The sequence below is a fragment of the Paenibacillus sp. sgz302164 genome (assembly GCF_056120505.1).
The window spans coordinates 51,128-74,408 of record NZ_JBVYOL010000009.1; the positions used below are offsets into that span (position 1 = coordinate 51,128).

26 protein-coding genes are annotated in these 23,281 nt (G+C 46.2%); 19 read left to right on the forward strand and 7 right to left on the reverse strand.

Annotated features, from left to right (window positions below):
* Positions 1-118 precede the first annotated feature (118 nt).
* Positions 119-748, forward strand: coding sequence for a hypothetical protein (locus tag AC0LWT_RS16325; RefSeq protein WP_474682325.1), 630 nt, complete (start codon positions 119-121; stop codon positions 746-748).
* Here AC0LWT_RS16325 and AC0LWT_RS16330 read toward each other — a convergent pair.
* Together AC0LWT_RS16330 and AC0LWT_RS16335 are read right to left on the reverse strand one after the other, a co-directional pair.
* Positions 735-1,013: a hypothetical protein gene (locus AC0LWT_RS16330; RefSeq protein ID WP_474682326.1), complete on the reverse strand. Its 279-nt coding sequence runs from the start codon at positions 1,011-1,013 to the stop codon at positions 735-737. The two genes, AC0LWT_RS16325 and AC0LWT_RS16330, sit on opposite strands and share 14 nt — an antisense overlap.
* Before the next feature lie 176 nt (positions 1,014-1,189).
* Positions 1,190-1,540, reverse strand: coding sequence for a hypothetical protein (locus AC0LWT_RS16335; protein WP_474682327.1), 351 nt, complete (start codon positions 1,538-1,540; stop codon positions 1,190-1,192).
* 833 nt (positions 1,541-2,373) lie between these two features.
* Here AC0LWT_RS16335 and AC0LWT_RS16340 point away from each other — a divergent pair.
* The 6 genes from AC0LWT_RS16340 (at position 2,374) to AC0LWT_RS16365 (ending at position 9,565) form a co-directional block, all read left to right on the forward strand.
* Positions 2,374-3,915 (forward strand): peptidoglycan DD-metalloendopeptidase family protein, encoded by a 1,542-nt coding sequence (locus AC0LWT_RS16340; protein WP_474682328.1) that lies wholly within the window; start codon positions 2,374-2,376, stop codon positions 3,913-3,915.
* 131 nt (positions 3,916-4,046) lie between these two features.
* Entirely contained in the window at positions 4,047-4,766 is a 720-nt protein-coding gene (yycF, locus tag AC0LWT_RS16345) for a response regulator YycF (protein ID WP_474682329.1), read from the forward strand.
* A 77-nt stretch (positions 4,767-4,843) separates the two neighbouring features.
* A complete protein-coding gene (locus AC0LWT_RS16350) occupies positions 4,844-6,598 on the forward strand; it encodes an ATP-binding protein (RefSeq protein WP_474682549.1) in 1,755 nt (584 codons plus the stop codon).
* Entirely contained in the window at positions 6,595-7,881 is a 1,287-nt protein-coding gene (locus AC0LWT_RS16355; RefSeq protein ID WP_474682330.1) for a YycH family regulatory protein, read from the forward strand. The genes AC0LWT_RS16350 and AC0LWT_RS16355 overlap by 4 nt, the downstream gene beginning before the upstream one ends.
* A 36-nt stretch (positions 7,882-7,917) precedes the next feature.
* Positions 7,918-8,733 carry a two-component system regulatory protein YycI gene (gene yycI, locus AC0LWT_RS16360; protein ID WP_474682331.1) on the forward strand — a complete coding sequence of 272 codons (816 nt, stop codon included), beginning with the start codon at positions 7,918-7,920 and terminating at the stop codon, positions 8,731-8,733.
* 34 nt (positions 8,734-8,767) lie between these two features.
* Positions 8,768-9,565, forward strand: coding sequence for an MBL fold metallo-hydrolase (locus AC0LWT_RS16365; protein ID WP_474682332.1), 798 nt, complete (start codon positions 8,768-8,770; stop codon positions 9,563-9,565).
* On the opposite strand, the gene AC0LWT_RS16370 is transcribed toward AC0LWT_RS16365, so the two are convergent.
* Entirely contained in the window at positions 9,534-9,749 is a 216-nt protein-coding gene (locus AC0LWT_RS16370) for a hypothetical protein (protein WP_474682333.1), read from the reverse strand. The genes AC0LWT_RS16365 and AC0LWT_RS16370 overlap by 32 nt on opposite strands.
* A 143-nt stretch (positions 9,750-9,892) precedes the next feature.
* Between AC0LWT_RS16370 and AC0LWT_RS16375 the strand changes: the two genes are divergently transcribed.
* The 8 genes from AC0LWT_RS16375 (at position 9,893) to AC0LWT_RS16410 (ending at position 16,067) form a co-directional block, all read left to right on the forward strand.
* Complete coding sequence (locus AC0LWT_RS16375) at positions 9,893-11,107, forward strand: S1C family serine protease (RefSeq protein ID WP_474682334.1); 1,215 nt, start codon at positions 9,893-9,895, stop codon at positions 11,105-11,107.
* 300 nt (positions 11,108-11,407) lie between these two features.
* Entirely contained in the window at positions 11,408-11,575 is a 168-nt protein-coding gene (locus AC0LWT_RS16380) for a CxxH/CxxC protein (protein ID WP_474682335.1), read from the forward strand.
* Positions 11,576-11,695: 120 nt separating this feature from the next.
* Complete coding sequence (gene rlmH / locus AC0LWT_RS16385) at positions 11,696-12,175, forward strand: 23S rRNA (pseudouridine(1915)-N(3))-methyltransferase RlmH (protein WP_474682336.1); 480 nt, start codon at positions 11,696-11,698, stop codon at positions 12,173-12,175.
* Positions 12,176-12,650: 475 nt separating this feature from the next.
* On the forward strand, positions 12,651-13,037 hold the full coding sequence (locus tag AC0LWT_RS16390; protein ID WP_474682337.1) for a hypothetical protein: 387 nt from the start codon (positions 12,651-12,653) through the stop codon (positions 13,035-13,037).
* Positions 13,038-13,052: 15 nt separating this feature from the next.
* Complete coding sequence (locus AC0LWT_RS16395) at positions 13,053-14,234, forward strand: DUF6575 domain-containing protein (protein ID WP_474682338.1); 1,182 nt, start codon at positions 13,053-13,055, stop codon at positions 14,232-14,234.
* A 128-nt stretch (positions 14,235-14,362) separates the two neighbouring features.
* Positions 14,363-15,190, forward strand: a complete 828-nt coding sequence (locus AC0LWT_RS16400; RefSeq protein ID WP_474682339.1) for a hypothetical protein — start codon at positions 14,363-14,365, stop codon at positions 15,188-15,190.
* Between the two features lie 263 nt (positions 15,191-15,453).
* Positions 15,454-15,672 carry a hypothetical protein gene (locus AC0LWT_RS16405; RefSeq protein ID WP_474682340.1) on the forward strand — a complete coding sequence of 73 codons (219 nt, stop codon included), beginning with the start codon at positions 15,454-15,456 and terminating at the stop codon, positions 15,670-15,672.
* 164 nt (positions 15,673-15,836) lie between these two features.
* Positions 15,837-16,067: a hypothetical protein gene (locus tag AC0LWT_RS16410; RefSeq protein ID WP_474682341.1), complete on the forward strand. Its 231-nt coding sequence runs from the start codon at positions 15,837-15,839 to the stop codon at positions 16,065-16,067.
* Positions 16,068-16,171: 104 nt separating this feature from the next.
* Here the strand turns inward: AC0LWT_RS16410 and AC0LWT_RS16415 are convergent, their stop codons facing one another.
* From AC0LWT_RS16415 to AC0LWT_RS16425, 3 genes are all read right to left on the reverse strand, one after another.
* Entirely contained in the window at positions 16,172-16,816 is a 645-nt protein-coding gene (locus AC0LWT_RS16415) for a hypothetical protein (protein ID WP_474682342.1), read from the reverse strand.
* Positions 16,817-17,392: 576 nt separating this feature from the next.
* The gene (locus AC0LWT_RS16420) at positions 17,393-18,109 is read right to left on the reverse strand and encodes a hypothetical protein (RefSeq protein WP_474682343.1); all 717 of its coding nucleotides are present in this window, start codon (positions 18,107-18,109) and stop codon (positions 17,393-17,395) included.
* Between the two features lie 17 nt (positions 18,110-18,126).
* Positions 18,127-18,711, reverse strand: a complete 585-nt coding sequence (locus AC0LWT_RS16425) for an SH3 domain-containing protein (RefSeq protein ID WP_474682344.1) — start codon at positions 18,709-18,711, stop codon at positions 18,127-18,129.
* A gap of 679 nt (positions 18,712-19,390) precedes the next feature.
* On the opposite strand from AC0LWT_RS16425, the gene AC0LWT_RS16430 reads away from it, so the two are divergent.
* The 4 genes from AC0LWT_RS16430 (at position 19,391) to AC0LWT_RS16445 (ending at position 22,800) form a co-directional block, all read left to right on the forward strand.
* On the forward strand, positions 19,391-19,990 hold the full coding sequence (locus AC0LWT_RS16430; protein ID WP_474682345.1) for a matrixin family metalloprotease: 600 nt from the start codon (positions 19,391-19,393) through the stop codon (positions 19,988-19,990).
* 24 nt (positions 19,991-20,014) lie between these two features.
* Positions 20,015-20,623 (forward strand): hypothetical protein, encoded by a 609-nt coding sequence (locus AC0LWT_RS16435; protein WP_474682346.1) that lies wholly within the window; start codon positions 20,015-20,017, stop codon positions 20,621-20,623.
* 653 nt (positions 20,624-21,276) lie between these two features.
* Positions 21,277-21,879 (forward strand): class I SAM-dependent methyltransferase, encoded by a 603-nt coding sequence (locus tag AC0LWT_RS16440; protein ID WP_474682347.1) that lies wholly within the window; start codon positions 21,277-21,279, stop codon positions 21,877-21,879.
* A 327-nt stretch (positions 21,880-22,206) separates the two neighbouring features.
* Positions 22,207-22,800, forward strand: a complete 594-nt coding sequence (locus tag AC0LWT_RS16445; protein ID WP_474682348.1) for an imm11 family protein — start codon at positions 22,207-22,209, stop codon at positions 22,798-22,800.
* A gap of 189 nt (positions 22,801-22,989) precedes the next feature.
* On the opposite strand, the gene AC0LWT_RS16450 is transcribed toward AC0LWT_RS16445, so the two are convergent.
* Positions 22,990-23,163 carry an Arc family DNA-binding protein gene (locus tag AC0LWT_RS16450; RefSeq protein ID WP_474682349.1) on the reverse strand — a complete coding sequence of 58 codons (174 nt, stop codon included), beginning with the start codon at positions 23,161-23,163 and terminating at the stop codon, positions 22,990-22,992.
* Between the last annotated feature and the right edge of the window lie 118 nt (positions 23,164-23,281).

The window sequence follows — 23,281 nt, forward strand, 5'->3', positions numbered from 1 at the left end:
AATCCTCCCGGCCGTTTTTTCGGCTTGGAGGATTTCTTTTTTGAATGGGACTTAATGGAACGGAAACCGTCAATACTGAAAGGAGGTAATGAAAACGCGGCAGAGGTGAAGCAACGGCATGAAAATGTTGAAATGGCTTAGCAAACTGGTGATCGGCACGGTGCTGATTTCATCGATATCGATTTTTACGACGTGGTATATAGTGAACTTGTATGTAGAGGAAGTATTCCGGCAGTTGCAAATCCCCGCTTTGGGCAAAAAGGTGTCGCTATCGGACTTCGCCTCCAAATTGGCGGGAGACCTGAATTTGGGGAAGCCGAAGGACGGGGGGAGCGTCTCCCTTCCGCAGCCTGGTCCGAGCCCGTCCGCCGGCGGCGGCGCGACGCCTGGAACTGGTCAGCCGGATGCCGCCGCAAGCGGGAAGGGCGTACAGGGCGGCTCGAGCGCCAAGGACGACTCCGTAGCGGTCATGGGCCGTGGGCAAAGCGAGTCGGACTCGCTTAAAAAGGACCTCGTCCTGTCCACGGAAGAGTTCGCCAAGAAAAAGGAACAGATGTCCGGCGAAGACAAAATGAAGCTGTTCTCCCTCGTCATCGCCAAGCTCCCGCAGCCCGAGGTTCAGCGATTGTCCGGCATGCTGGAGGAAGGCATCACGGCTGAGGAGATGAAGGAGATCGACCGGATGCTCAAAACTTATTTGAACGACGACGAGTACAAGCAGCTTATGGCGATTATCAATAAGTACTAGGGGCTCCGTACAGCATGCCGCCGTGCTTGACGATGGTGTCTTCGGCTTGGCGGTAGCGGGATTTTTCGACGCTCACTTCCAGGGTATAAACGTGCGGGGACGGGTAAGCTTCCAGACTCTGTACCAAAGAGTTCGCCTGATACTCGACCTTGAGCGCGTGGCCATGGTCGAAGTTCAGATGCAGCACATCCTGGCGTCTGAGTTCGTCAACCGCATGTTCGAGGCTTTCCACGCTGTGAAATGTAGCGGTTAAATTTTTTTCCATAATGGACCCTCCTGAGCGCTTTCCGTGTGGAAAGCTTTTTTTGTCTAGCAACTGCCAAAGCGTAGCTTCTTGCTCGTTGATACGCCGGCAACGGAACATTCCCTGCAAAAACTCCACTACGCCGAGGACGTCACTCCATAGAATGAAAATAATTAAGGTCTGCTGCGTTCTCGAATTCATCGGCTCAGACTCATGTTCATCAAAAGTTCCTGCACAATCGCAGACCTTTCGCCAAAACCAACTAGATTCATGAAAAAGCCTGCACTTTCCAGGCTGCCCAGAAACCCACGATGCCAGAGTGGGCCATACAATCTGTCTGGTTGCGCGAAGAAAACCTGCAAAAGTACAGTTTTTGCTCGGTCGATACGCGGGAGACGCAAAATTCCTGCAAAAGTGCAGGCTTTTTGCCGTGAACATGGATTCAAGTTCAATTTCATCGAAAATTCCTGCACAATCGCAGGCTTTTCGCCGAAATGAACCACTTTTGCGAAAAAAGCCTGCACTTTTGCAGGTTTTCTCCCTGCCAAGCCACATCGTGCCCCCACCTCAGCTCCGCAACCCGTGCAGGAGAGGGAGAGACGTAGGGTGGAGAAGAGCGGCTATGCTCGTCGTCATGCAGCGCAACACCCTGCGTGCGGTGCGGCTTGCCAAGGCCGCTTCGTGAAAGGTTGCGCGCCCAAGTTAGCGCCTCTCCGGTCGCACGAACAAAGTGTCTGGACTTTCTCAATATCCTTATGCATGGTTTTCGATGAAAATGGCACGTTTCAGGTAAAAGCCTGCGATAGTACAGGAGTTATTGGTCATGGTGGGTTAGAGCCTGAATTCCAGTTGTAAATGCATAGATTTGCAGGAGTAATCGGAAACAAGCCCATTGCTTTCGATCATCCGGTTGGAAATATTGCCCAAACGACAACAATTTTTTTGCCCTTTGCAGAGCGCTAACACCATTCTGATCAGTGAATACACCTGCCTCCGAACGCAGTCGTTCATCATTGAACGACTATGATCAAGGTTTATTTCATTTTCCGGGAAATAATGTTCGCCGCAAGCGGCTCAAACTTGCAACCGCAATGCGCCAAAGCGCAGCTTGGAGCACGCTCTGAGTGAAGTTTTTGCGGTATGGTCACACGGCTAACCAGGCCCCCGAACAGCGCATAAAACGAGCCTTTGCGGCATGATTTCCCGGCCGTTTGCACGTCTCGACACGCATCTACGGGACGGATGTCGAGGTACGTGTTGAAATAGGCGGATAAAGTGTGGTAAATTTAACAAAAGGAAAGCACATCTTCATTGGATATTATGTCTAATCAAAGTTAATTTATGTATCTGCGGATGCAAAACCGTCTAAAGGGAGAAGATCATGACAGGTTTCAGGGGTATGCGCTTTGTCAAGGATCTCATCGAGAGATTCAAGGCTAAGCGAGAGAGCTTGACCGGAAATGAATCAGACAGACAGCAGGAAGACACGACGACGACAACTACGACGCTGGCGGTAATGAAGCGGCATAAATGGCCTTTTGTTCTTGGAGCGGGCACCATTGCTTTGGCAGGGGCAATCACAATTGTGGGACATCAATACGTACAGGCGGGCATGGTCGAGGTTTACCATGTTAAGCTGGACGGCGAAGAAATAGGAGTAGTAAGCAACAGCAAGCTTATTGATGATTATAAGAAGAACAGACCTGAGGAAGTACAGCAAAATTTTCCGAACGTACACGTTGTGTTAGATACGAGTGGGATCGTCCCGGAGCCTGAAAGTGCTTTCAGGGAAAAAACGGATGATGCCGGCGTTATCGCCAAATTGAACGAGCTTTTGATCCCGCAGCCGACGGGCGTCGAGCTGAAGGTGGATGACAAGACGGTCGCGATTGTGAAGGACCAGCAGACGGCCGATCAAATTTTGGAGCGGGTAAAAGCGCCTTTTGCCCCGAAAGCCAAAGATTCCGCGAAAGTGGCCGTGTTGTCCGCCAGTGCGGGCGAGGATATCACAACGGCGCCTTCGGAGCTTGAGAAGGTTGAATTTATTCAAAATGTCCAGCTCGCGGAAATTTCGATCGATCCGAAAGACCTGGCGAACCCGGACGATGTCGTCAAAAAACTGCAAACTGGCGATATGCAGCCTACGCAGTACACGGTCGTCGAAGGCGATTGCGTCGGGTGCATCGCCAAAAAATTCGGCATTACGAAGCAATTCATTTATGAGAAGAATCCATGGATTCACGACGATAAAATCAAGATCGGCGACAAGCTGGATCTGACGGTGCTGCAGCCTACGCTGTCGGTAAAAACGACGGAGAAAATCGTGCAGAACCAGGAAATTCAATACGATACGGAATACGTCAAGGACGATTCGATGCGCGCCGAAGTGACGGTGCCGATCTCGCCCGGCAAAAACGGGCTGAAGAAAGTGACGATTCAGGTCACGAAGGTGGACGGCAAGCTGCGGGAAGAGAAGCTGGTTGACGAAGAAATCATCGACAAGCCTGTGACGGCCAAAGTGCGCAAGGGGACGAAAGTTATTCAAGGCGAAGGGTCCGGCAAGTTCGCGTGGCCTGTCTTGTCGCCAAGCATCTCAAGCACGTTCGGCATGCGCTGGGGCAAATTACATAAAGGAATCGACATTACCGGCAACAAGAGCATTATGGCTGCGGATAACGGAAAGGTCGTTGAAACCGGCTATAAATCGGATTACGGCAATTATGTCATCATTAATCATTTGAATGGCTACGAGACGTTATACGGGCACATGAGCAAGGTTACCACCACGGAAGGAACGATTGTGGAGAAGGGCGACAAGATTGGCATCATGGGCAGCACAGGCGATTCTACAGGCGTGCATTTGCATTTCGAAATTCACAAAAGCGGCGAGCTGCAAAATCCATTGAAATATTTGAATCGCTAATAGATCAAGAGACGAGGTCAAACCGATTGAAACGGAGGCCTTGTCTCTTTTTGCATGAAGATATGGTAAAATGAATGAAAGCAGGCAAGACATGGGCTTGGGCTGATTTTCAAGAGTAGGCGGTGGTACGTTTGTTTGGCAAAATTCTCGTTGTAGATGACGAACAACCGATTGCAGATATTTTAAAATTCAATTTGGAAAAAGAGGGCTATCAGGTCATCTGCGCTTATGATGGCGGGAGCGCCGTGGAGCTGGCATTTTCGGAAAAGCCCGATCTTATTTTGCTCGATCTGATGCTGCCGGTGAAAGACGGCATGGATGTATGCCGGGAGGTCCGCACAAGGCTGAATACGCCTATCATTATGCTGACGGCCAAGGATACCGAGCTCGATAAAGTGCTTGGCCTGGAGATGGGGGCGGACGATTATGTGACGAAGCCTTTCGGCACGCGCGAGCTGCTGGCCCGGGTGAAGGCGCATCTGCGGCGGCAGACGAAAGCGCAAGCGGCTCCTCCGGAACTGGATACGCAGCGCAACGGGATGAAGATTCACGGGCTTTTTATCGACAACGACATGTATATGGTCTATAAGGATGGGGCTCCCCTGGATTTGACGCACCGGGAGTTTGAGCTTATTCAATATTTGGCGAAAAATTCGGGCAAAGTGATGACGCGCGAGCATTTGCTGCAGGCGGTCTGGGGCTTTGAATATTTCGGCGATGTGCGGACCGTCGATGTGACGATCAGACGTTTGCGCGAGAAGCTGGAGACGGACCCAAGCAGGCCGGAGTACATTATGACCCGCAGAGGGCTTGGATATATGATGCGGAGTCCGAAAGCCGGTGGCTTCTGAGCATGAAAGGCATCCGCTTCTTTCAATCGATTCAAATGAAGCTGATTATTATTTACGTCCTGCTGATTCTTATTGCGATGCAGCTGATCGGCGTGTATTTTTACAAGACGGTGGAGACGTATTTCAAAAATGATTTTCTGGCCTCCCGCAATAGTCAGGTCACTCTGTTGTCCGGCTTTGTGGGGCCTTATTTGTCAGGGGATCAGGAAAGCAAGGATGCGGAAGGCAAAAAAACGTACACGGATTTGAACGAATTCGTAAGCAATCTGTTCACGATCAGCAATGCGGAGATTCAAATTATTGACGCCAACGGTCAAGTCGTCGGTACGACGGTGCCGAGCCATTTGAAGCAAAAGAACACGCAGCCTGAGGTGATAAGGGCGCTTCAAGGGATCAAGGACAACCAGCGGATTTTTACCGATGAGGACGGCGTCCGCAAGGTCGTCATTGCCAAGCCCGTGGGCAGCGGGGTGCGGGTTCTGGGCGCGGTGTATATTATCGCTTCGATGGAAGAGGTATACAAGACGATCAGCTCGATCAACCGCATCCTCATTTCGGGAACTTTCATCGCGCTGGGCCTAACGGCTTTTCTCGGGGTTATACTGTCTAGTACGATCACGAATCCGATCAAGGAGATTACGAGGCAGGCTACGGCTGTCGCGGAAGGCAATTTCGATCAGCAGGTTCTCGTGCATGGCCATGATGAAATCGGCCAACTGGGGCATACGTTCAATTTCATGATGGACCGGCTCAAGGAAGCGCTATCCCTCAATGAAGAGGAGAAGGAGAAGCTGGCGTCCATTTTGACCAATATGAATGACGGCGTCATCGCGACGGACGATCTGGGCCGGATCATCGTCCTGAACCGCAGGGCGAAGCAGATTTTGCAGGTAGAGGAAGAAGCGACTCTCGGCAAGGAGATTTCCGATATTTTACACATCCCGATGGATACGATCAATGCATTTATCCGGGGCGAAGTGAATACGACGCTGCTCAATATCGAGCTTCCGGACGATGAGGAGCAGTTGTCTGTACGGATTACGTTTACTCCTATTCACCGCAGGGGCGAGAAGCTGAACGGAATCATCGCCGTGCTGCAGGATGTCACCGACCAGGAGAAGCTGGAGCAGGCCAGACGAGAGTTCGTCGCGAACGTCTCGCACGAGCTGCGCACGCCGCTGACGACGATCAAGAGCTACCTGGAAGCGCTGGATGACGGAGCGATCGAAGAGCCTCAGCTGGCTTCGCGTTTTATTAGCGTAACCCGCAGCGAAACGGAGCGGATGATCCGGCTGGTGACGGATTTGCTGCATTTATCCAGGCTAGATTCCAAGCAATCGATGATGAGCAAAGAGCCGACGATGGTGTCGGAGATGCTGGACGAGGTCGCCGACCGGTTCTCCTTTCAACTGCGCCAGCGCAAAATCCGCATCGCTATTCAGGTGGAGCCGGATGTTACCGGCCTGCTGCTGGACCGCGACAAGATTGACCAGGTGCTCGACAATCTGATGTCGAACGCGATCAAATATACGGGAGATGAAGGCGCGATTCGCTTAAGCGCAAGGCGGGCGAGTAAAGACGTGCTGGAAATTACGATTCAGGATACCGGGATCGGCATTCCGAAAAAGGATCTGGCCCGCATTTTCGAGCGGTTTTACCGCGTGGATAAAGCGAGGTCGCGCAATATGGGCGGCACCGGATTAGGGCTGTCGATTGCCCGGGAAATAATCAAAGCGCACGGAGGAACGATCAATCTCGAATCGGAGCTTGGACAAGGAACCAAAGTCGTGTTCACACTGCCGATTCAGCCGGAGGAGGGTGAAGCGGTATGATGGAAAGGGCAAAGTCGATCGTGCTCGTCGTGCTGATCGGGCTTAGCTTGTATCAAAGCTTTCTGCTTGCCTCTTACAATCCGCCGAAGATCGAGCCGATTCAGCAGAGCGATTACGTGCAAACGGAGACGCTCGGCAAGCAGGCGGAGCTTCAGGATATGCTGTTTCCGGACCAAATTATCGTTCACATGGGCAATCAGCAGCATTCAGTGCTATTTCCGAACAGCTATTACTATACGAAGCTGCTGGACAATATCAAGCAGCGGAGATTCAACGGATTCCGCAAAACAACGATGTACTTGGCGAACATCAATTGGGAGGACGTGCGTTCCAAGCAGCAGGGCGTCGAGATCCGTTTTAGAGACGGCATGCCCTTCAGTGTGCTGCAAACGATGCTTCGCATAGAGGGCGAAGTACCCGCCGAGAATGATTTGATCACGAAGATTTGGATTTTTTCCAAAGGCGCTAACGAGGAAGTGCGGGCTTTTTTCTTCACCGATTCCCCGAGTGTGGGATACGAGGTGGTCAGTGCCGATTTTACGAGCAAGGATATCGAAAATTTCACGGCTTACGGCGATCAGACGAACTTGTACAAAACGACCAACGGCGATTATTATCTCCCGGTCAAATCTTTGCGGGTGCCGAGCTACACGATGAATTACAGCCTGCTGACCGCGGAACAGCTGAAGCAAAGCTTCTTCGTCGACCCGGGCATTTCGCGGAACCTCAAGGAGCGGGACGGCTCGGAGATTTACACGGACAGCAAGCGGGGCTTCCAAATCAACCGCGATAAGCGCTGGATTACGTATTCGGACCCGATAGCTCCGGTGGAAAGCAAAAGCACGGTGCGCGAAGAGTTGCTCTCCGGCATCAAATTCGTCAACCAGCATATCGGCTGGGACGGCAAATATGTCGTGGCCCGCACGCCGCAGCTGCAGCCTTTTGACAACCAGACGTTTCTGTTTCGAGAGTATTACGAGGCTTTTCCCATCATTACAAGCAAGCAGGAAGGCTTCGGCCTGATGAAACTTCAGGTGCAAAAAGGGGTCGTATCCGGCTTCGAACGATCGATGATTGTGCCCGATCTGAAAACGGCTCAGCGCCGGGATGCGGAGCTGATCGCGGGAGACGCTTTGGAGGCCAAGCTTCAGTATTATCAACGCCGGACGAGCATCGTCTCTATTTTCCCGGCCTATCGGCCGACGGTTTTGGAAAAGACGCTCACGATTTCGCCGGTTTGGGTGCTTGAGCTGCGTGACGGGACGTACGATTTTATCGAATAGAAAGAACGGCGACGACAAGGGAAGGCAGGTGGAGCCATGGAATGGAGCCGGGCCAAAACCATATTGATACTCACTTTTTTGACGCTGAATATGATTCTCGGCTTCCAGCTGTGGGCAACCAATATTTACAAGCAGATTGAGACGGCCTCCGACGCCTCGGGAACGGTGGAAGAGCTGAACCGGGTGCTGCGCAGCAAAAATATTCGCCTGACGGAAAATCTTCCGACAGACGTTCCGCAGATCAGGGTCATCACGGTGAAATTCGATGAGAATATGAAGCCGAACGAGAAAAAGCCGGTCAAAACGCCTTTGACCAGAGCCAACATCCTCGGCAAAGGAATCACCAAGGAAGTTCAGGCGAGCTTAGGGATTCCGCATTTTGAGATGTACCAGCTCGATTCGGTCACGAGCAAGAACGGCGTGTACAGCTTCAATCAGACCTACGGGCAGCTGCCGATGTTCGACGTGAATGTGAAGCTGAACGAAGAAAATGGAGAAATTACCAGTTACCAACAAGCGTACGTTGAAGTAGAATCAGGGGTAGAACAAAAAGAGCAGAAGCTGATCTCGGCGCTGCAGGCCGTGCGCAGCCTGGTCGAGAACTATTTGAGCGAAGGCTCGATCATTACGGAAGTCCGGCTCGGCTACCACAGCCAGCCCTACAATTCGCAGACTCAGCCGATGTTCCCGCATTGGCGGGTGACGATCGATAATGGCGATATTTATTACTTGCAGGCGTTTAACGGCGCCGTAGAGCCTCCGCAAAAAGGCGCGGAAACGATGCCGTTCGGCCCGCAGGACGCGTCCGGCGGCAAGGATAGCAAGCAAGCCGGGGATAAGTCCGGGGAATAATTTTAACAAAGAGGTAATATAGAGGAGCAGAATCATGGGAGTAAGGTTTACGGTGCTGTCGAGCGGTTCGACGGGCAATGCGACGGTGGTGGATAACGGGGAAACCAAGCTGCTGATCGACGTAGGGTTCAGCGCCAAGAAGATGGAGCAGCTGATGAAAGAACGCGATTTGGCCGCGGGCGCAATCGATGCGATTCTCGTAACCCACGAGCATTCGGATCATATCAAAGGCTTGGGCGCGCTGGCCCGCAAATACGACCTGCCTATCTATGCCAACGAGAAAACTTGGGAAGAGCTGGACCGCCAAATCGGCGAAATCGCGGAAAACAACAAGCGGGTTATGGAGACGGGCGCCATGCTGGACTTTGGGACGCTGAAAGTGGAATCGTTCGGTATTTCCCACGATGCGGCCGAGCCGGTGGGCTACTGCTTCCATGAGGGCGAGCAGAAGCTGAGCGTGGTCACGGATTTGGGCTACATGAGCTCCAAGGTGAAGGAAAAGATTACGGATTCGGACGCGATGGTGCTGGAAACGAATCATGACGTGGAAATGCTGCGCATGGGCCACTATCCATGGAGCATCAAGCGGCGGATTCTTGGCGACAAAGGGCATTTATCCAACGAAGCCGCAGGGGAAGCGCTCTGTGACGTCATGTCGGGCAAAACCAAATCCGTATACATGGCGCACCTCAGCCGCGATCATAACTTAATGGATTTAGCCAGGCTGACGGTGAATAACATATTACAAGAGCGGGCTCCGGAGTCGCAGCTGCGGCTGATGGATACATATTTTGACCGGCCTACGAAATGGGAGTCCCTGGATTCGGAGTAGGCGCGAGCGCGGCGTCGAGCTCTATGGTTTTTTGCTGCAGTTCCTGCGCGGTAATGATGCCTTTGTCGATCAACACCTGAATAAGGGAGGAGAGCACGAGCGATTGGTGGTAATGGCTTTCCTTGAGATCAGCCAGCTTGCCGATCCAATTGATTTCATCTAAATGGGAATGAATTCGGTTCATGGGGCATTCTCCTTTTTCAGCTACTTTTTTCCCTAGCATTTGATTGAAAGATTTGATTTACTAATATTGTAGGCAGCATTTGATCGAAACATTCCTGTTTTTTGTAAAAAAGAGCATCGCCGTCAGCGGGGAGGGATCCGGTAATGAGTTTGTTTGATGATGATTTTTTTTCGACCAAAACCAAAAGGGAGCGCATCTCAAGGCCCAGGGGGTCGAATGTTTTTGCCGGGTTGACGGATCGAAAGCTGAATATCGTTCTCTTGGCCGGGCTGGGCGGTGCGCTGTTGATGCTTGTGGTGCTGTGGCTTGGAGGCTTTACTAGAGGCGAACAGGCGAGTCCGGCTGTGGCCGTCCCTGCGGCTGCGCAGGTAGAAACTCAACCTCAGGCGGTTAAGACCGAACCGGCGGTTGCGGCGATGGAAAAGGTGAAACCGGCTGTCGTCAGCGTAATCAGCATGAAGAAGGAAGACAAGGGTAGTACGGAAAGCGGTGTAGGGATCGGCTCGGGGGTTATTTTTGGACGGAACGGCGACAAGGTTCGCATTGTAACGAATCATCACGTCGTAGATAACGGCACGCAGTTCGAAATCGTCAACTCTCAGGGAGAGCACCGTAAAGCGACGCTGGTCGGCAAAGATCGAATCACCGATTTGGCTGTTCTGGAAGCGGATGGAAAGGATATCAAAGTCATTGCCGAATTCGGTGACTCTGATAAACTGCAGGCGGGAGAAACGGCGATTGCCGTCGGCAATCCGTTAGGGCTCGGTTTCTCGCCGACGGTGACGCAGGGCATTATTTCTTCCCCCAAACGGACGATTCCGGTATCGCTTTCGCGTGAAGGCGATTACGATTGGGAGATGGATGTCATCCAGACGGATGCGGCGATCAACCAGGGGAACAGCGGCGGCCCGCTCGTGAATATGGAAGGCAAAGTGATCGGCATCAACAGCATGAAGATCGCGGATATGGGTGTGGAAGGGCTCGGCTTCGCGATTCCGATCAACGCGGCGAAGCCGGTGCTGGACAGCTTGATTACCGAGCATAAGGTGAAGCGTCCGCTGCTGGGGGTTTCCACACAGGAGCTGCAGTCTTTTAGCGGAACGGATGTATTAAAGCTGCCGGCAGAGGTGAAAACTGGAGTTATCGTCTTCGAAGTGTCCGGACCTGCGAAGGATGCCGGGCTCAAAGCGCAGGATGTCATTGTGCAGCTGGACGACCGCAAAATTGACAGCACGATCACACTGCGCAAATATTTATATGGCGAGAAACACATTGGCGATAAAATCAACGTCACCTTTTACCGCGGCGGCAAGAAGCAGAACGTGACCCTCACGCTGGCTGAAGCGGGCGACAAATAGCAGGGAGCGGGCGCTGTCCGTGATGGGTAAAAGCAGTCGAAATTTCTGCGCGATTGCTGCAGGCTCCTGTGGTCGACTGACTGCTGTCATGCAGCACAACACCGAGCGCTGGGGGCTGCGCGCGGTTTCCTTGCGGGCCGGTTCGACAGCAACTGCACGAAATAAGAAGTTTGTCCGATAAAGAGAGTGGAAGACTAAAACAATCAGAATGACGGAGTCCCACGCAGAAGCCATCGTTGGCAGAAATGCGACGAAAGGCAGCTCCGCCCGACAGATTTCGAGGATGAAAGAGGTACTTGCATGTATGTAGTTTGTAAAGATCATTTGGAAATCGCGATCGATCAATTCGTGGATGAGTATGAAGAAGCGCCGGACATCGTCGACCTGCAGAAAACGCAATTCGCCAAGTGGGAGGCCCCGGAGCATTGCGAGCATTGCAAGGAAAAAGCGCGGTTTCTGGTTGTATGAGGAGGGCGAAAGCCCTCCTTTTTTCCATGATTGGCGCGGGAAGGCGGCCCCGGTTCCTGAGGGAACTGGAAATCCATTCAAAACCACGATTATGAAATACTATACGAGGGAGGAACGGCCATGCATATACAAGTACTTGCCGTAGGGAAGTTGAAAGAACGCTATCTCACGGACGGGATCGCGGAATACGTGAAGCGCCTTGGCCCTTATGCCAAGGTGCAGCTGGTGGAGGTGCCTGACGAGAAGGCACCGGAGAATATGAGCCCTGCTGAGGAACAGCAGGTGCGGGTGAAAGAGGGCGAGCGGCTGCTGGCCAAGCTCGGCCCGGATGTGTACGTCGTGGCGCTGGCCATCGACGGCGAGATGTGGACGAGCGAGCAGCTGGCAAGCTCGCTCGATAAGCTAGCCACCTACGGGCGCAGCCAGGTGGCCTTCGTCATCGGCGGCTCCCTCGGCCTCTCGGACGAGGTGATCCGCCGGGCGGACATGCGGCTATCCTTCGGCCGCATGACGCTCCCGCACCAGCTGATGCGGCTGGTGCTGGTGGAGCAGATTTATCGCGCCATGCGGATAAATCGGGGGGAGCCGTATCATAAATGACGGCGAAAAATGTTGTTTTTAATCAGCGTGATGAATGTCACCACAAGTCGGTGACCATTAACACCTCCCGGCGAAGGTCATAGGCGTCCTGCCGTGTGTTGATGGTTCGCATCTGTGTTCCTCCTAAACGAATTTGTTACTCCTTGATGTGAGCTAGATTTCAAAAGCCAGCTTACTTTGACTTCTTGGGAAGGTATTGCGGCATAACCCAAACGTTTGTACTTTCGAAGCTGTTAATGCCGTTTCTGTCGAAGGTTTTTTTGGAGTTTTGAAGAATTAGCTGATCTGCTGTTAGTTTATTACGGCTATTCGTTTATACGTCACTATGTCTACTTGGTAGTTTGATTTTAGAATTAGTTACAAAATACTGACATATTATAAAATAGTACCAATATACTATATTTATAATGTTTCCCATGGTAAAATATTGAAATGTTTCATGTTTAATATTTTACCCATCTGGAGGATACTGTTAATGTGGCCGGAACATTTCCCTGAAGGCTATCCAATTAATGCTGAAGAGAAGTCAGCAGAAGTTTTTCGTTTGGTTGACAATAATCCCCCTTTGGAAAGCGATTTTATCTCCTTATCTCAGCAAGGACGTAAAATAAGGGGCGACTTATGCCAGGCATGCGGGTTATCTATCTTTGAATTATATGACGATGCTGTCCAACAGAATGAAGTGCTGGCGGGTTCTATCTACTTTCAACGCAATAACCTTCCAAAGAAAAGAATAGCCGTCGGAAAAACTAATCCAGAGTATGGAAGGGTTAGAAATACACCAGTAGAGGAAAGAACATCGCACTTAACATATTGGATTTTTAAAGATAAAGACGTTACAAACCATTTTAGCGTAATCTAACAAGGGGGGAGCCATATGGAATCCTTCATTACACCTATTGGAGTTATGAATGTTATTGAATATTTTTTGTTTTATGATAGACCGTACATTTTTTTATGTGCTGATAAGACGAACTTGAAATATGTTGTTCACCTTGTGGATGATGATGAATTCAGTGAAAAATGGTTTCTTATACCCTCAACTGATTTACGAGTTGAGTTTGTACGAACTGGAAAAATTTCATTGAGAGATTCTTTATTATTAGCAGAGCAGGGGTGGATTTGGGAGATTACAACCCCGTTTGATGAATCAAAAGGTACAGCAGTAATACGTTATTGTCATGAGTTGGGTGAGAATGATTTACCAGCAAAGGACGTTGTATTGAGTCTTCCAGAAAGGCGTTTACCTGTCCTAGAGTTGGATGCAGCCAGAGATGCCGAACAAACCTTCAGGGATGTCTTTTTACTTTACTTAAATGATGGCCATCACTCTCAAACGCTTCCGGCGAATGACCTAGGTCTGATATTACTCCGCTCTCAAGGAGTATTAGAGACATTGGCTCATAAGGATGCTGCAACAAGAGGAAGAATCCCAGCATCTACAAAAGAAGAAGTTACCATGTACTATGCCGGTAATTTTGCAGCTTCTGTAGGGATAAGGTTGGAGGCAAAGCATAGTGGTTTAATTCCTACCTCAGTACATGATGCATTGAATATATTAATGGACTTAATAGAAGCGGGTGCTAAGAAAGAAGACCTGCTGGCTATACTAAAGAAGCTGCAAAGTAGAGCTATTGCAAGGTATCGTTTTTTTCTACAGGCGCTTGAGCAAGCGAATATTTCGTTCAAAGCAGAGTGGGGATCACCATTCAGAGAGAAAAGGATAGCAAGTTTGTCAGTTCAAGATATTCGTTCTGCTATATGCATTATGAATTTAGAGGGGGAGGATGCTGTTCAAAAATTGGAGTTGATGGGGGAGCTTCGCTTAATAGGTGTCAGTAAGAAGCGTTCCAGTTTTGAATTTGTATCAATTGAAGGGGAGACTTACAAAGGCACTTTATCTGATGATCTGTTAGATCATGTGGCCAGAGGCGTTTTCTTTAAAGTTCCCGCATATAATGTTCTTGCTGAGATTGAGGAAACCATTGAAATAAACCCAGCAACGAGTGAAGAAAAGATATTCTATTCGCTTTTAAATATAAAAGAAATAAAAAACTAGATTCTTTAAATGATGATCTAGTTTTTTTGGTTGTAGCTCTAAATCATGCCGTTACAGACAGCACGGATAACCGTACCATAAGTGACGGCGAAAAATTTGAGTGAGTATGAACCTAAGGGGTGTTGAAAATGCTTATAGTAAATAAGGGTACTAGTATTGGTTGGAGTGCAGAAGATCTAGAAGCTGATGATAGTGTGCTGGGGTTGTTTCTTGTAAGTGTCTTGGATTGTATACTTAGCCCTCTACAAGGGGATGTATACAGGTTACGTCCAAATTATCAAGGCCTGGTAAAAGAGGCAAGAACAGCAATGGTACACGATATTCATGGATTAGCAATTCTTAATGATATGATTCAGTTCACCTTTGAAAACCTTGGGGAATTACCTCATAAAGATTTCTTGTACGTTATGGAACTGATAGAAAAATACTTCACAAATCTCCGCTCTATATATGACTTCATGTCCAAGGTATTGAGGCTTGCAGTTGAAGAAGGACGGATAGGACAAATCCCCTTTGATTCGCTTAATGATTTAATAACGTACGCTGAAACGAATCCAAGGGCAGAAAGCTACTTCCCCGAAGATTTAATCAGTCTACTGAAGAACATTAAATCGGAGTTTCATTTAGTGAGAGAGATTCGAGACTTTATAATCCATAATGGAAAACAAATTTCATTGCTTTCTGATGACAGGGGATACAAACTAGGGCCATTTGATAGCAATGGTACTCTTGCCGATTATACCTCAGGAGGAGAAAGAAACCATGAAGAGCTCATGCCATATCTTGCCGAACGGACGAATCGTATGATTGAATTTGGCGAAATAGTTGGTATAATTATAAACCGCGAGTTTAGAAGGTTGCATGGTGATTTTCCATTATTCCTTTGTGCACTGGAAGGGGTTTGTATACCTTCTTTTGTAAAGTTTCTAGGTTTAAATAAGTCAAACAAAGATTGAGTATCACTCAAAAAATAAGCGTAATTTTTTGACTTAATAGAGGGCTTTTCCGGACAAAGGAAAAGCCCTTTTGTCATATGTCGATGGAAGCGACTCCGGCTAATGACCTATCCGCACCAACCAATGCTTGTGCTCTGCTGAAGCAGGTGATCGGGCGATTAGGTTGATTGGGGGAATAATGCCAGAAGTGACGGCGAAATTTTCATATCTACCACCCAAATTGTGGTAACATTACCGTATACATATTGAAAGGGGAAGATTAAATGTCTATCGCTTCACAGATTGTTGATGATATTCGCGACCATGTGCGGAATTATGAAATAAACAGAAGCCAAGCAGAAGATAAAGAAAACCTTGTGAACGGCTTTAGGAACGCACCACAAACAAAATCAGTTAAATACCAGCTACGGGATGCGCAAGAATACCTGACCATATACGAAACAAATGCGGCGAATAGTAGACAGGAAGCAATGAAATTATAGGAAATATAAAGAGCACTTTGATAGTGACGAACTAAGGGAAGCAGAAGAATTGATTGAAAAATTATAATCGTAGGCGTCGGGCTAACCCCCCGGCGCTTTTTTGCGTCACAAAATGAATTAGCCCCGCGACATAAGGCGTATCATATCGAAGGGGTTGACCCATATTGAATACGCATAAAGAAAACCTCAAATCGGTACTTGAACAGGGAGCTTTTGACTTTGGACGGGAAACCGATCTTGACGGCATCGGCTGCACGGTTCTGTATAAGGCGAAATTCGGCTTCCACGAAGAGATGTATTTTTGCAATTACAACGACGTTGATATGAAACTGAATTCGAACGTATGTTTGTTAATAGTTTACCAAGCGTGTGTTCGTATTTCAAGGATGGCCTGAGCTAACTTGAGAGCCATATAAATAAATTCGAGGAAGCATGCCCTCATACACGCTCCAGCAAGCCAAATCAAGGGAGGACGTCTATCACAGGCGTTCTCCTTTCATCATGCATGATCTTCCAGTGCCTCCTTCGCTTCCATCTGCGCATATGCCTCACCCAAGCCAATCGACTCATAATAAGCTCGTGTCACATCGTCCATAAGCCTCACAGCTGCCTCGCGCTGTTCCTCCGGGATAAACTCCAATAAGCATGCGATGATAGCTTTCTCTCTTGCTGCCTCATGTACCTTGATCTCCTCTAGGCCGTAGAGCGTGTGACCACCTGTACCGCCATTGAAAAGCTTGTGCTTCATCTCGATAGCTCTGATGGCTGTGACTGGACTGATCACTTCCATCATGTTCAGTGTCTTGAAGCCTTTTTGAATCACTTCGTCCAACAGCTCCAGGTCGTGCTTGATCTGCTTTGTGCTGACCTGCTCCATAGCTTCCATCATGATCTGCTTGGCCTTCGCCCGATCTTCAGCACGGTTGTCCTTGGTCTGCTCGCCGCCCTTCCGGGATGCATCCTCCAGAGCCTTTCTCAATGAATCCGCATCGTTCTTCGGGTTCAGCAGCTCCATCGTGAGGTCATTGACCACCGCTTCTCTACGCTGCTTCATATAAGTGTACATGGTGGGTAGGCTGATTGAGAAACCATTCTTGCTACACCACTCCACCAATTCCTTTGCAGGTGTACCGTCATCAATCATCTTGTCCAGAAGTGGTTATTCCATTTCGCCAGTGCCGCTACCTTGCTGGGCGTGAATTTACTCGTTCCGTCTTTGAGTCGTTCTTGTTTTCTTCTCATCATGTTCACCCCGTATCGTTAAGCTGTATAAACGTAATATTACGATACTAATACAGATTAGAGGTGTCTGAACTTTAACAGCCATTGCTTCATACGGGGAGTGTGAATGATGAGTTGCTTTCTATGTGCTTGTTCCCATAAAAAGAAAGCTCACCCTATTGGTTAAGGTGAGCATTACCTTTATCCATACTGAGCAGACGGACCAACTCTTAACGTACGATTTTTTCCGTTTCGCGAGGTGACCCCTGAACGTCAAGCAACTGTACCACAGATTCATCAACCCTCAAAATGCTATCCATGAAGATATCCAGCTTGCCTGACTTTATGGCACCGCCGCGATCCACGCAAGTGAAAGTATAGTTATTATTGTTTTAATGATAATTAGGAAGGTATAACGAAAAAATATAAGCCCGAATGATCCTTAACGAAGGAAAAACCGGGCTTTATATGTGAAAAATGTTTTAATGTTGGATAAAGTTTAATTACCCTTTTTAGTTGTTTCAGGTGCAACTGGTGCTGGAATTACTTTCGGTGAGATTTTTGATGTGTCAAAAACCTCGTCATTGTCACTCTCAATACTATATTCTTCTGTACTAACCAATTTCTCACTTCCATCAACTACTTGATATGATTCTTTCTTTTTTGGGAATGAATTTTTAGAATCTGTATAGACTTTCACTATATTAGTTTCATTCGTGTCCTTATTTACTTGCTTTTTAACAATTGCCTGTTCTTTAGTTTTTACACTTTCATCAAAAGTCCATGATTGTTGATCGAGTTCTTTTTTTATTTCATCCAACAAAGAGGCCTTTAATAATTCCTTATTTTCTTCAGCAATATCCTTTGGTAATGTCCAAGTATATGCTTCCTGTTTTCCATCAATCTTAGGGCCAACAACTGTTACCCTTTCCCCAGCCTTGTCCACAATGGTTTTCTTTATTAAAGAACCATCAGCCCCATATTCGATCGAAACTTCTCTCAATCCTTTAACATCTCTGTAATGATCCGTTTTACTAGATTTTGAAGTTGTTTTAATGTGTTCAACACCGCTTACCTTTAATGTATCAAGTGCTTTAGAAGCAATCTCATTAGCACTTGCTTCAACTTGTGTATTTCCACCAAAAAATCCGATATAAATTGCGCCTAATACGCAAACCGAAGCTATACTTGAAACAATTATATATTTTTTGTTCAATTTAGTGTCCTCCTTTATTAATAAGCATATGCATTCAAATGCCAACCATTCATGTGTACTTGAGGAAGACCATAATAACCCCAACCACGCACTACCCATGCATTAGGATTAGTATCTTCTGCAAATATCACATCCTGGTTTATCGAATAGACATCAGATCCATTTGGGACTATTGTTGAAGAAGGATCAACAAGGCTAGGGTTATAACCACCATAATCGCTTGGTGTTCCACCAGTTTTGCTTACTTTAGCAACATTGATTACTCTTAAGTACTCAACACTACCTTCTTTTCTAACTATCCAACCAGTCACAAGACTAGAATATGACCCTACACTTGAATCTGGATAATACACTTTTTCCATTCTAAATGAAACACCATTATAAGTAGTATCTACTTTACAACTACCATTGGAACTGTACTGGCAAGTCTCGACTACATCTGCCCCCTTATAAATGGATGCTATTTTGGTATAGTATGGACTAGGGCCAGTACGTACACTCAAACTATCTGCAGTTACGTCATAGACGTATATTTTAGCAAAGGCACTTGATACTGGTAGAGCAAGCAATAAAACAAATAAACAAATAAGAATCTTTTTCATACAAACCCTCCCAAAATTCACTAATTATCATTAGATATTTAATGTTATAGGTGAGACTAGAAAATGAAAGTCTTATCTATATTTAATTCTCCAGTCACAGGTAGAGAATATGTGGCTGGTTACTCTGGTCTTAATGTATTTAATTACTCAATTTACCACAACCCATCCTTATAATAAAATACTTAACAAGTACATTGAACCATAGTAGGATAAAAATGTAAATAATTTTTTTCCAAAAATTCACAACATAATTTGACACGATTTCATTAACTCTAGATTACACACCATTAGTGTGGTGAAAATCGGCTGTTTTTATATCCATTTTCCCTTAACGTTGTAAATCCGCGTAACAAATACAGGCCCTCATCTTAATAAAAAGGTGAGGGCTGTTTGAAATTAGCAGATCAATTCAATATACTGCCATTAAAATATCCAACATTAAGTTTTACTGAAGAATATTTCGCAAAATTACCATCACTAGTGTGTCCCCCTTGAAAATTTACCACTGAATACCACAAGCCCCAATACTACTCCATTGTCTTCTAAAAACGATACATTTGCACCAACTTCGGTATCTCTTGGAACTTGAAAAGCCCTACCTAATTTTGTATGTACATAGACTTTATGGCATGGTAGAATAATCCATGTGTTGAAAAAATTATATATGGAGGAGTATATTATGAAAGTAAAAAAAGGGAAGTATATTGCTACTATTACGACTTTATTAGGATTAACCCTGGCCTTTACACTTCCGGCAACAGCATTCGGGAAGTCTTATACAGGTGGTAGGTCCAGCGGAACTTTTAATGTTTACTATGATTCATCAGTATCTTCGTATGGCTACCAGACACATTTAGATTCTGGAAAGAATCAATGGAGTTCAACAAGTTCGAAAGTGAAAATAACTTATGTAAATAATACTTCTGGAAATCCAGATAAGGCCTACGTTGGACAATACCCGGCCGACCCAAACGTCGGTGGTTATGCACGACATTACAAAAGCATTTGGGCCGGTATTGCATTAGCAACTGAGAATGAAAGCTGGATTTATTCAACAGTCACCCTTGCTCAAGATAACATTACTAGCCATAATTTAACGTATAATGAGGTAGTTGCCGTAGCTTGCCACGAATTTGGTCATGCACTTGCACAGGGTCATTCCGATAGTGACACAACTAACTCTGTTATGAGTAGCACTTTAGAGATAGGTAGTGGCAGCAACATTTATAGCCCAACTTCATATGATGTGTCTAGTATCCGAGCAAAGTGGGGAAATTAAATAATTTAAGGAGAGATGAGACTTATGAAAATAAATTTTTTCAATAAAAAAAGCCTTGTTCTTACAAGTTGCCTTGCAGTTATTGTGGCAGTTTCCGCCACATGGTATGTAAAATATAATTCAGTAATCGGAACTGTTTCAATGGATGCTAGCTATATTAAAGAATACAATACTTCTCAGGAACTCCAAAAAGATTCAGATGCTGTGGTAATAGCTAAGGCGATCGTAAAAGGAACACCTGATAGGAATGTCGTGAAAAAATTCTCCGATGGTGAATTGGAGTATACTTACACAATAACAGATTTTAATATTGAAAAAGTTTTATCAGGATCACTCACAACTGGTTCTACAATCTCAGTTCTCGAGCCGTATGGTTACTACCAAACCGCTCTTGGAAAACAAAAGGTTACACTAGATGGATATCAAGAAGTGAAAGATGGTTCAAAGTATTTGTTATTCTTGAAAAAAAATAGCCAAGGACAATACACAATTTTAAACAATAACTTAGGAAAGCATAACATTGATAATACGGACAAAAATGATGATATTACTGATGCTAAAGATACTAAAAGAAATCAAGCAAAGAATAATATTAAGAAGCAAGTTCTAGATGAAGTAAAGAATTTAAAATAACCACTTTGTACCCTTAATTGGGCCCCGCCAACATTCGTTAATTATCTAAACTTGTATTTAGAAACCTCTTGATTGACAAGGGGTTGTACAGCGAAGACATGTAAACAACGTATTCGACTTGACAATGAGCCTCGCGGTATCGGATTCTAAACACGAGCGCCGATGCCCTTGGTGCACGGTTTACCTAGGGTGAAGCTAATAAAAAATAGCCAATCAAATCCGTTCTACAAGAGGGTGGATTTGATTGGCTATTTAAATGTAATGATACAATTGGGGGAAGCTGCCTTGAAAGACTCTGTTAGGCACCTTAGAAACAGTCTCGTATCGAGCTTGTACCTTGACCCGAAGTTCTTGGGGAATAATTGCTTTATGCTACCCATCTGCAATGATCGGAGCGGGATTTGTACCCTTACGTTTTTTTTGTAGACCAGTCTTGTTGCTTGTTAAAGCGTATCGGGCTATGGTGTTGCAAATGATAAATAACGTATTCGATATGGAAAAAGTTTAGCCCTTGGATAGGGTATTAAAAGGTTGGCAATTATGCGCCGCGGCGGATTTGTCGCCGATAGACACGTTAAACTGAACCGTATCATAAGTAACGGCAAGTCTTATTGTGCTCAACCTTTTTATTAAGACAGATTGGAGAGGTGAACATGGGAAATACGGATAAGTTTGAAATGATCGCTAATATTTACGACACTCCTGAAAGAATCCAAATCGCCAAGGTATCATCAGATGCCATTCGTGAATATTTAGTTGACGCTAAAAGTAAGAATGCTATCGATTTTGGGTGCGGAACCGGTCTTGTCGGCATGAACTTGTTAAACGACTTTCATTCCATGCTTTTTCTGGATACATCACCAAACATGATTAATCAAATCAAGCAAAAAATTTCGGATTTCAATATTCGGAATGCAAATACATTATGCTTTGATTTTGAAAAGGAAGGCTTATCGGATTTACGTGTCAACTATATTTTTATGGCTCAGGTTCTACTTCATATTGATGATTATGAATTCGTTTTATCAAGATTATTTGATGTTCTCAATGAAGGAGGACATTTGCTCATCGTAGATTTTAATAAAAATGAAAATATCGTGTCAGATATCGTTCATAACGGATTTCATCAAGATGAGCTATCCGACATGATGACGAAAATTGGGTATAAGAATATTCAATCCAAAACTTTTTATTACGGAAGTAAAATATTCATGGGACAAGACGCATCGATGTTTATTCTTGATGCTCAAAAGTAACTTGCCGTTACAGACAGCGCGGTGAAACGTATCATAAGTGACGGCAACGGTTTTAGAGAGAGTGCTCGATGTCAGGTACGTCGATCTCATTTCAGATTGGAGTCGATAAGCCTAAAATGGACATATGGACTTATTGCTACCTATTCAATTTAACTTAATAATCTATTAAGGAATAATTTGAATTTCTTTTTCTAATTCTAAACTTTTTAAAAGGAGGACGCCTAGTGCTAAACAAGAAGTTAGTTGTCTCGATCACAGGATTGTCTTGTCTTTACTTATCGGAAGCGGGACCGGAGTTTATGCCGGTACAGAGGGGAGATCAAAGTGATGAAATATCTTCTGCTTCGCCATGAATATCCAGACAGCGGCTATGTCGATGGCGACGTGGTATTTACTCCTTCGATGGAGACTTACTACCAAGTAGGAACACCTTTCAATGTGGAAGGCCGAGTCGTTTCGGTGACGATGGATAAAGCAGTTCGGAAGTTGGAGGCGGACTTCTTCTTAACGACCTCTGGAGCCTTTTTTGCATCGGAAGAATTGGCAACATTGCTGAAGCTTTATCAGAGTGATTTGCAGACGATTCCGGCAGATACACGCTACTTTAGCGGCAGAAATACTGAGAAAACGTACTGTCTCGTGCATGCGGAACGACGCCTGCCCTGCTTTGACTATCAGCTTTCGGAATACGCCGGCAAGGCATTGGTTCTGCAGCGGCTAGATCGAGGTGTGAGCCCCGACAGCTTTATGGTCAAAGGAGTTCAATCCGTAGTCATTGATGAGAGGTGCGCTGCGGAAGCCAATTTCTTCTTTCTTAAGAACGTTGTTCTGATTGACCCGGTAGTGTCGGAGACGCTTGCAAATGCTATGTGGGGTCACAACTTGAACGTAAGGCTGGATGCTCTCGTCGTATCGGCTTGAATATCGGTCTTTTATGTCCAGAAGGTAAGAAAATACTATTGCTCGAAGGCACCCATAAGAAAACAGGGTGTCCTTTTTTATATTGGGGGTTATAATCTAGCTGTTCTAGCGTGGAGCTTGGGTGCAAGTGTTTCCGAAGTTCGTCGAACCGATGTAAAAACTATAGTTTAGGATTCAATGAGGTTGATATTACTTTTCAATTTGAATAATCCCATTCTCACGTTCAAATTCATCGATGTGTTGCTCGATGAGATATTCAATTTGCATGGCAATGGAACGTTTGTTTTTATCCGCAATAATTTTGATTTTCTCAAAATTTTCTTCTTCTAATCGCAAGGTAAAGACCCGTTTATTTGTGGCCATAGAAACCAATACCCCTTCAAAGTGATGTCAATATTATACCAATATGAATGGGATGGATATACGCTCACATTGACATCTGAGTGACGTCACCTTACAATGATTAATATCAAGCATTCAC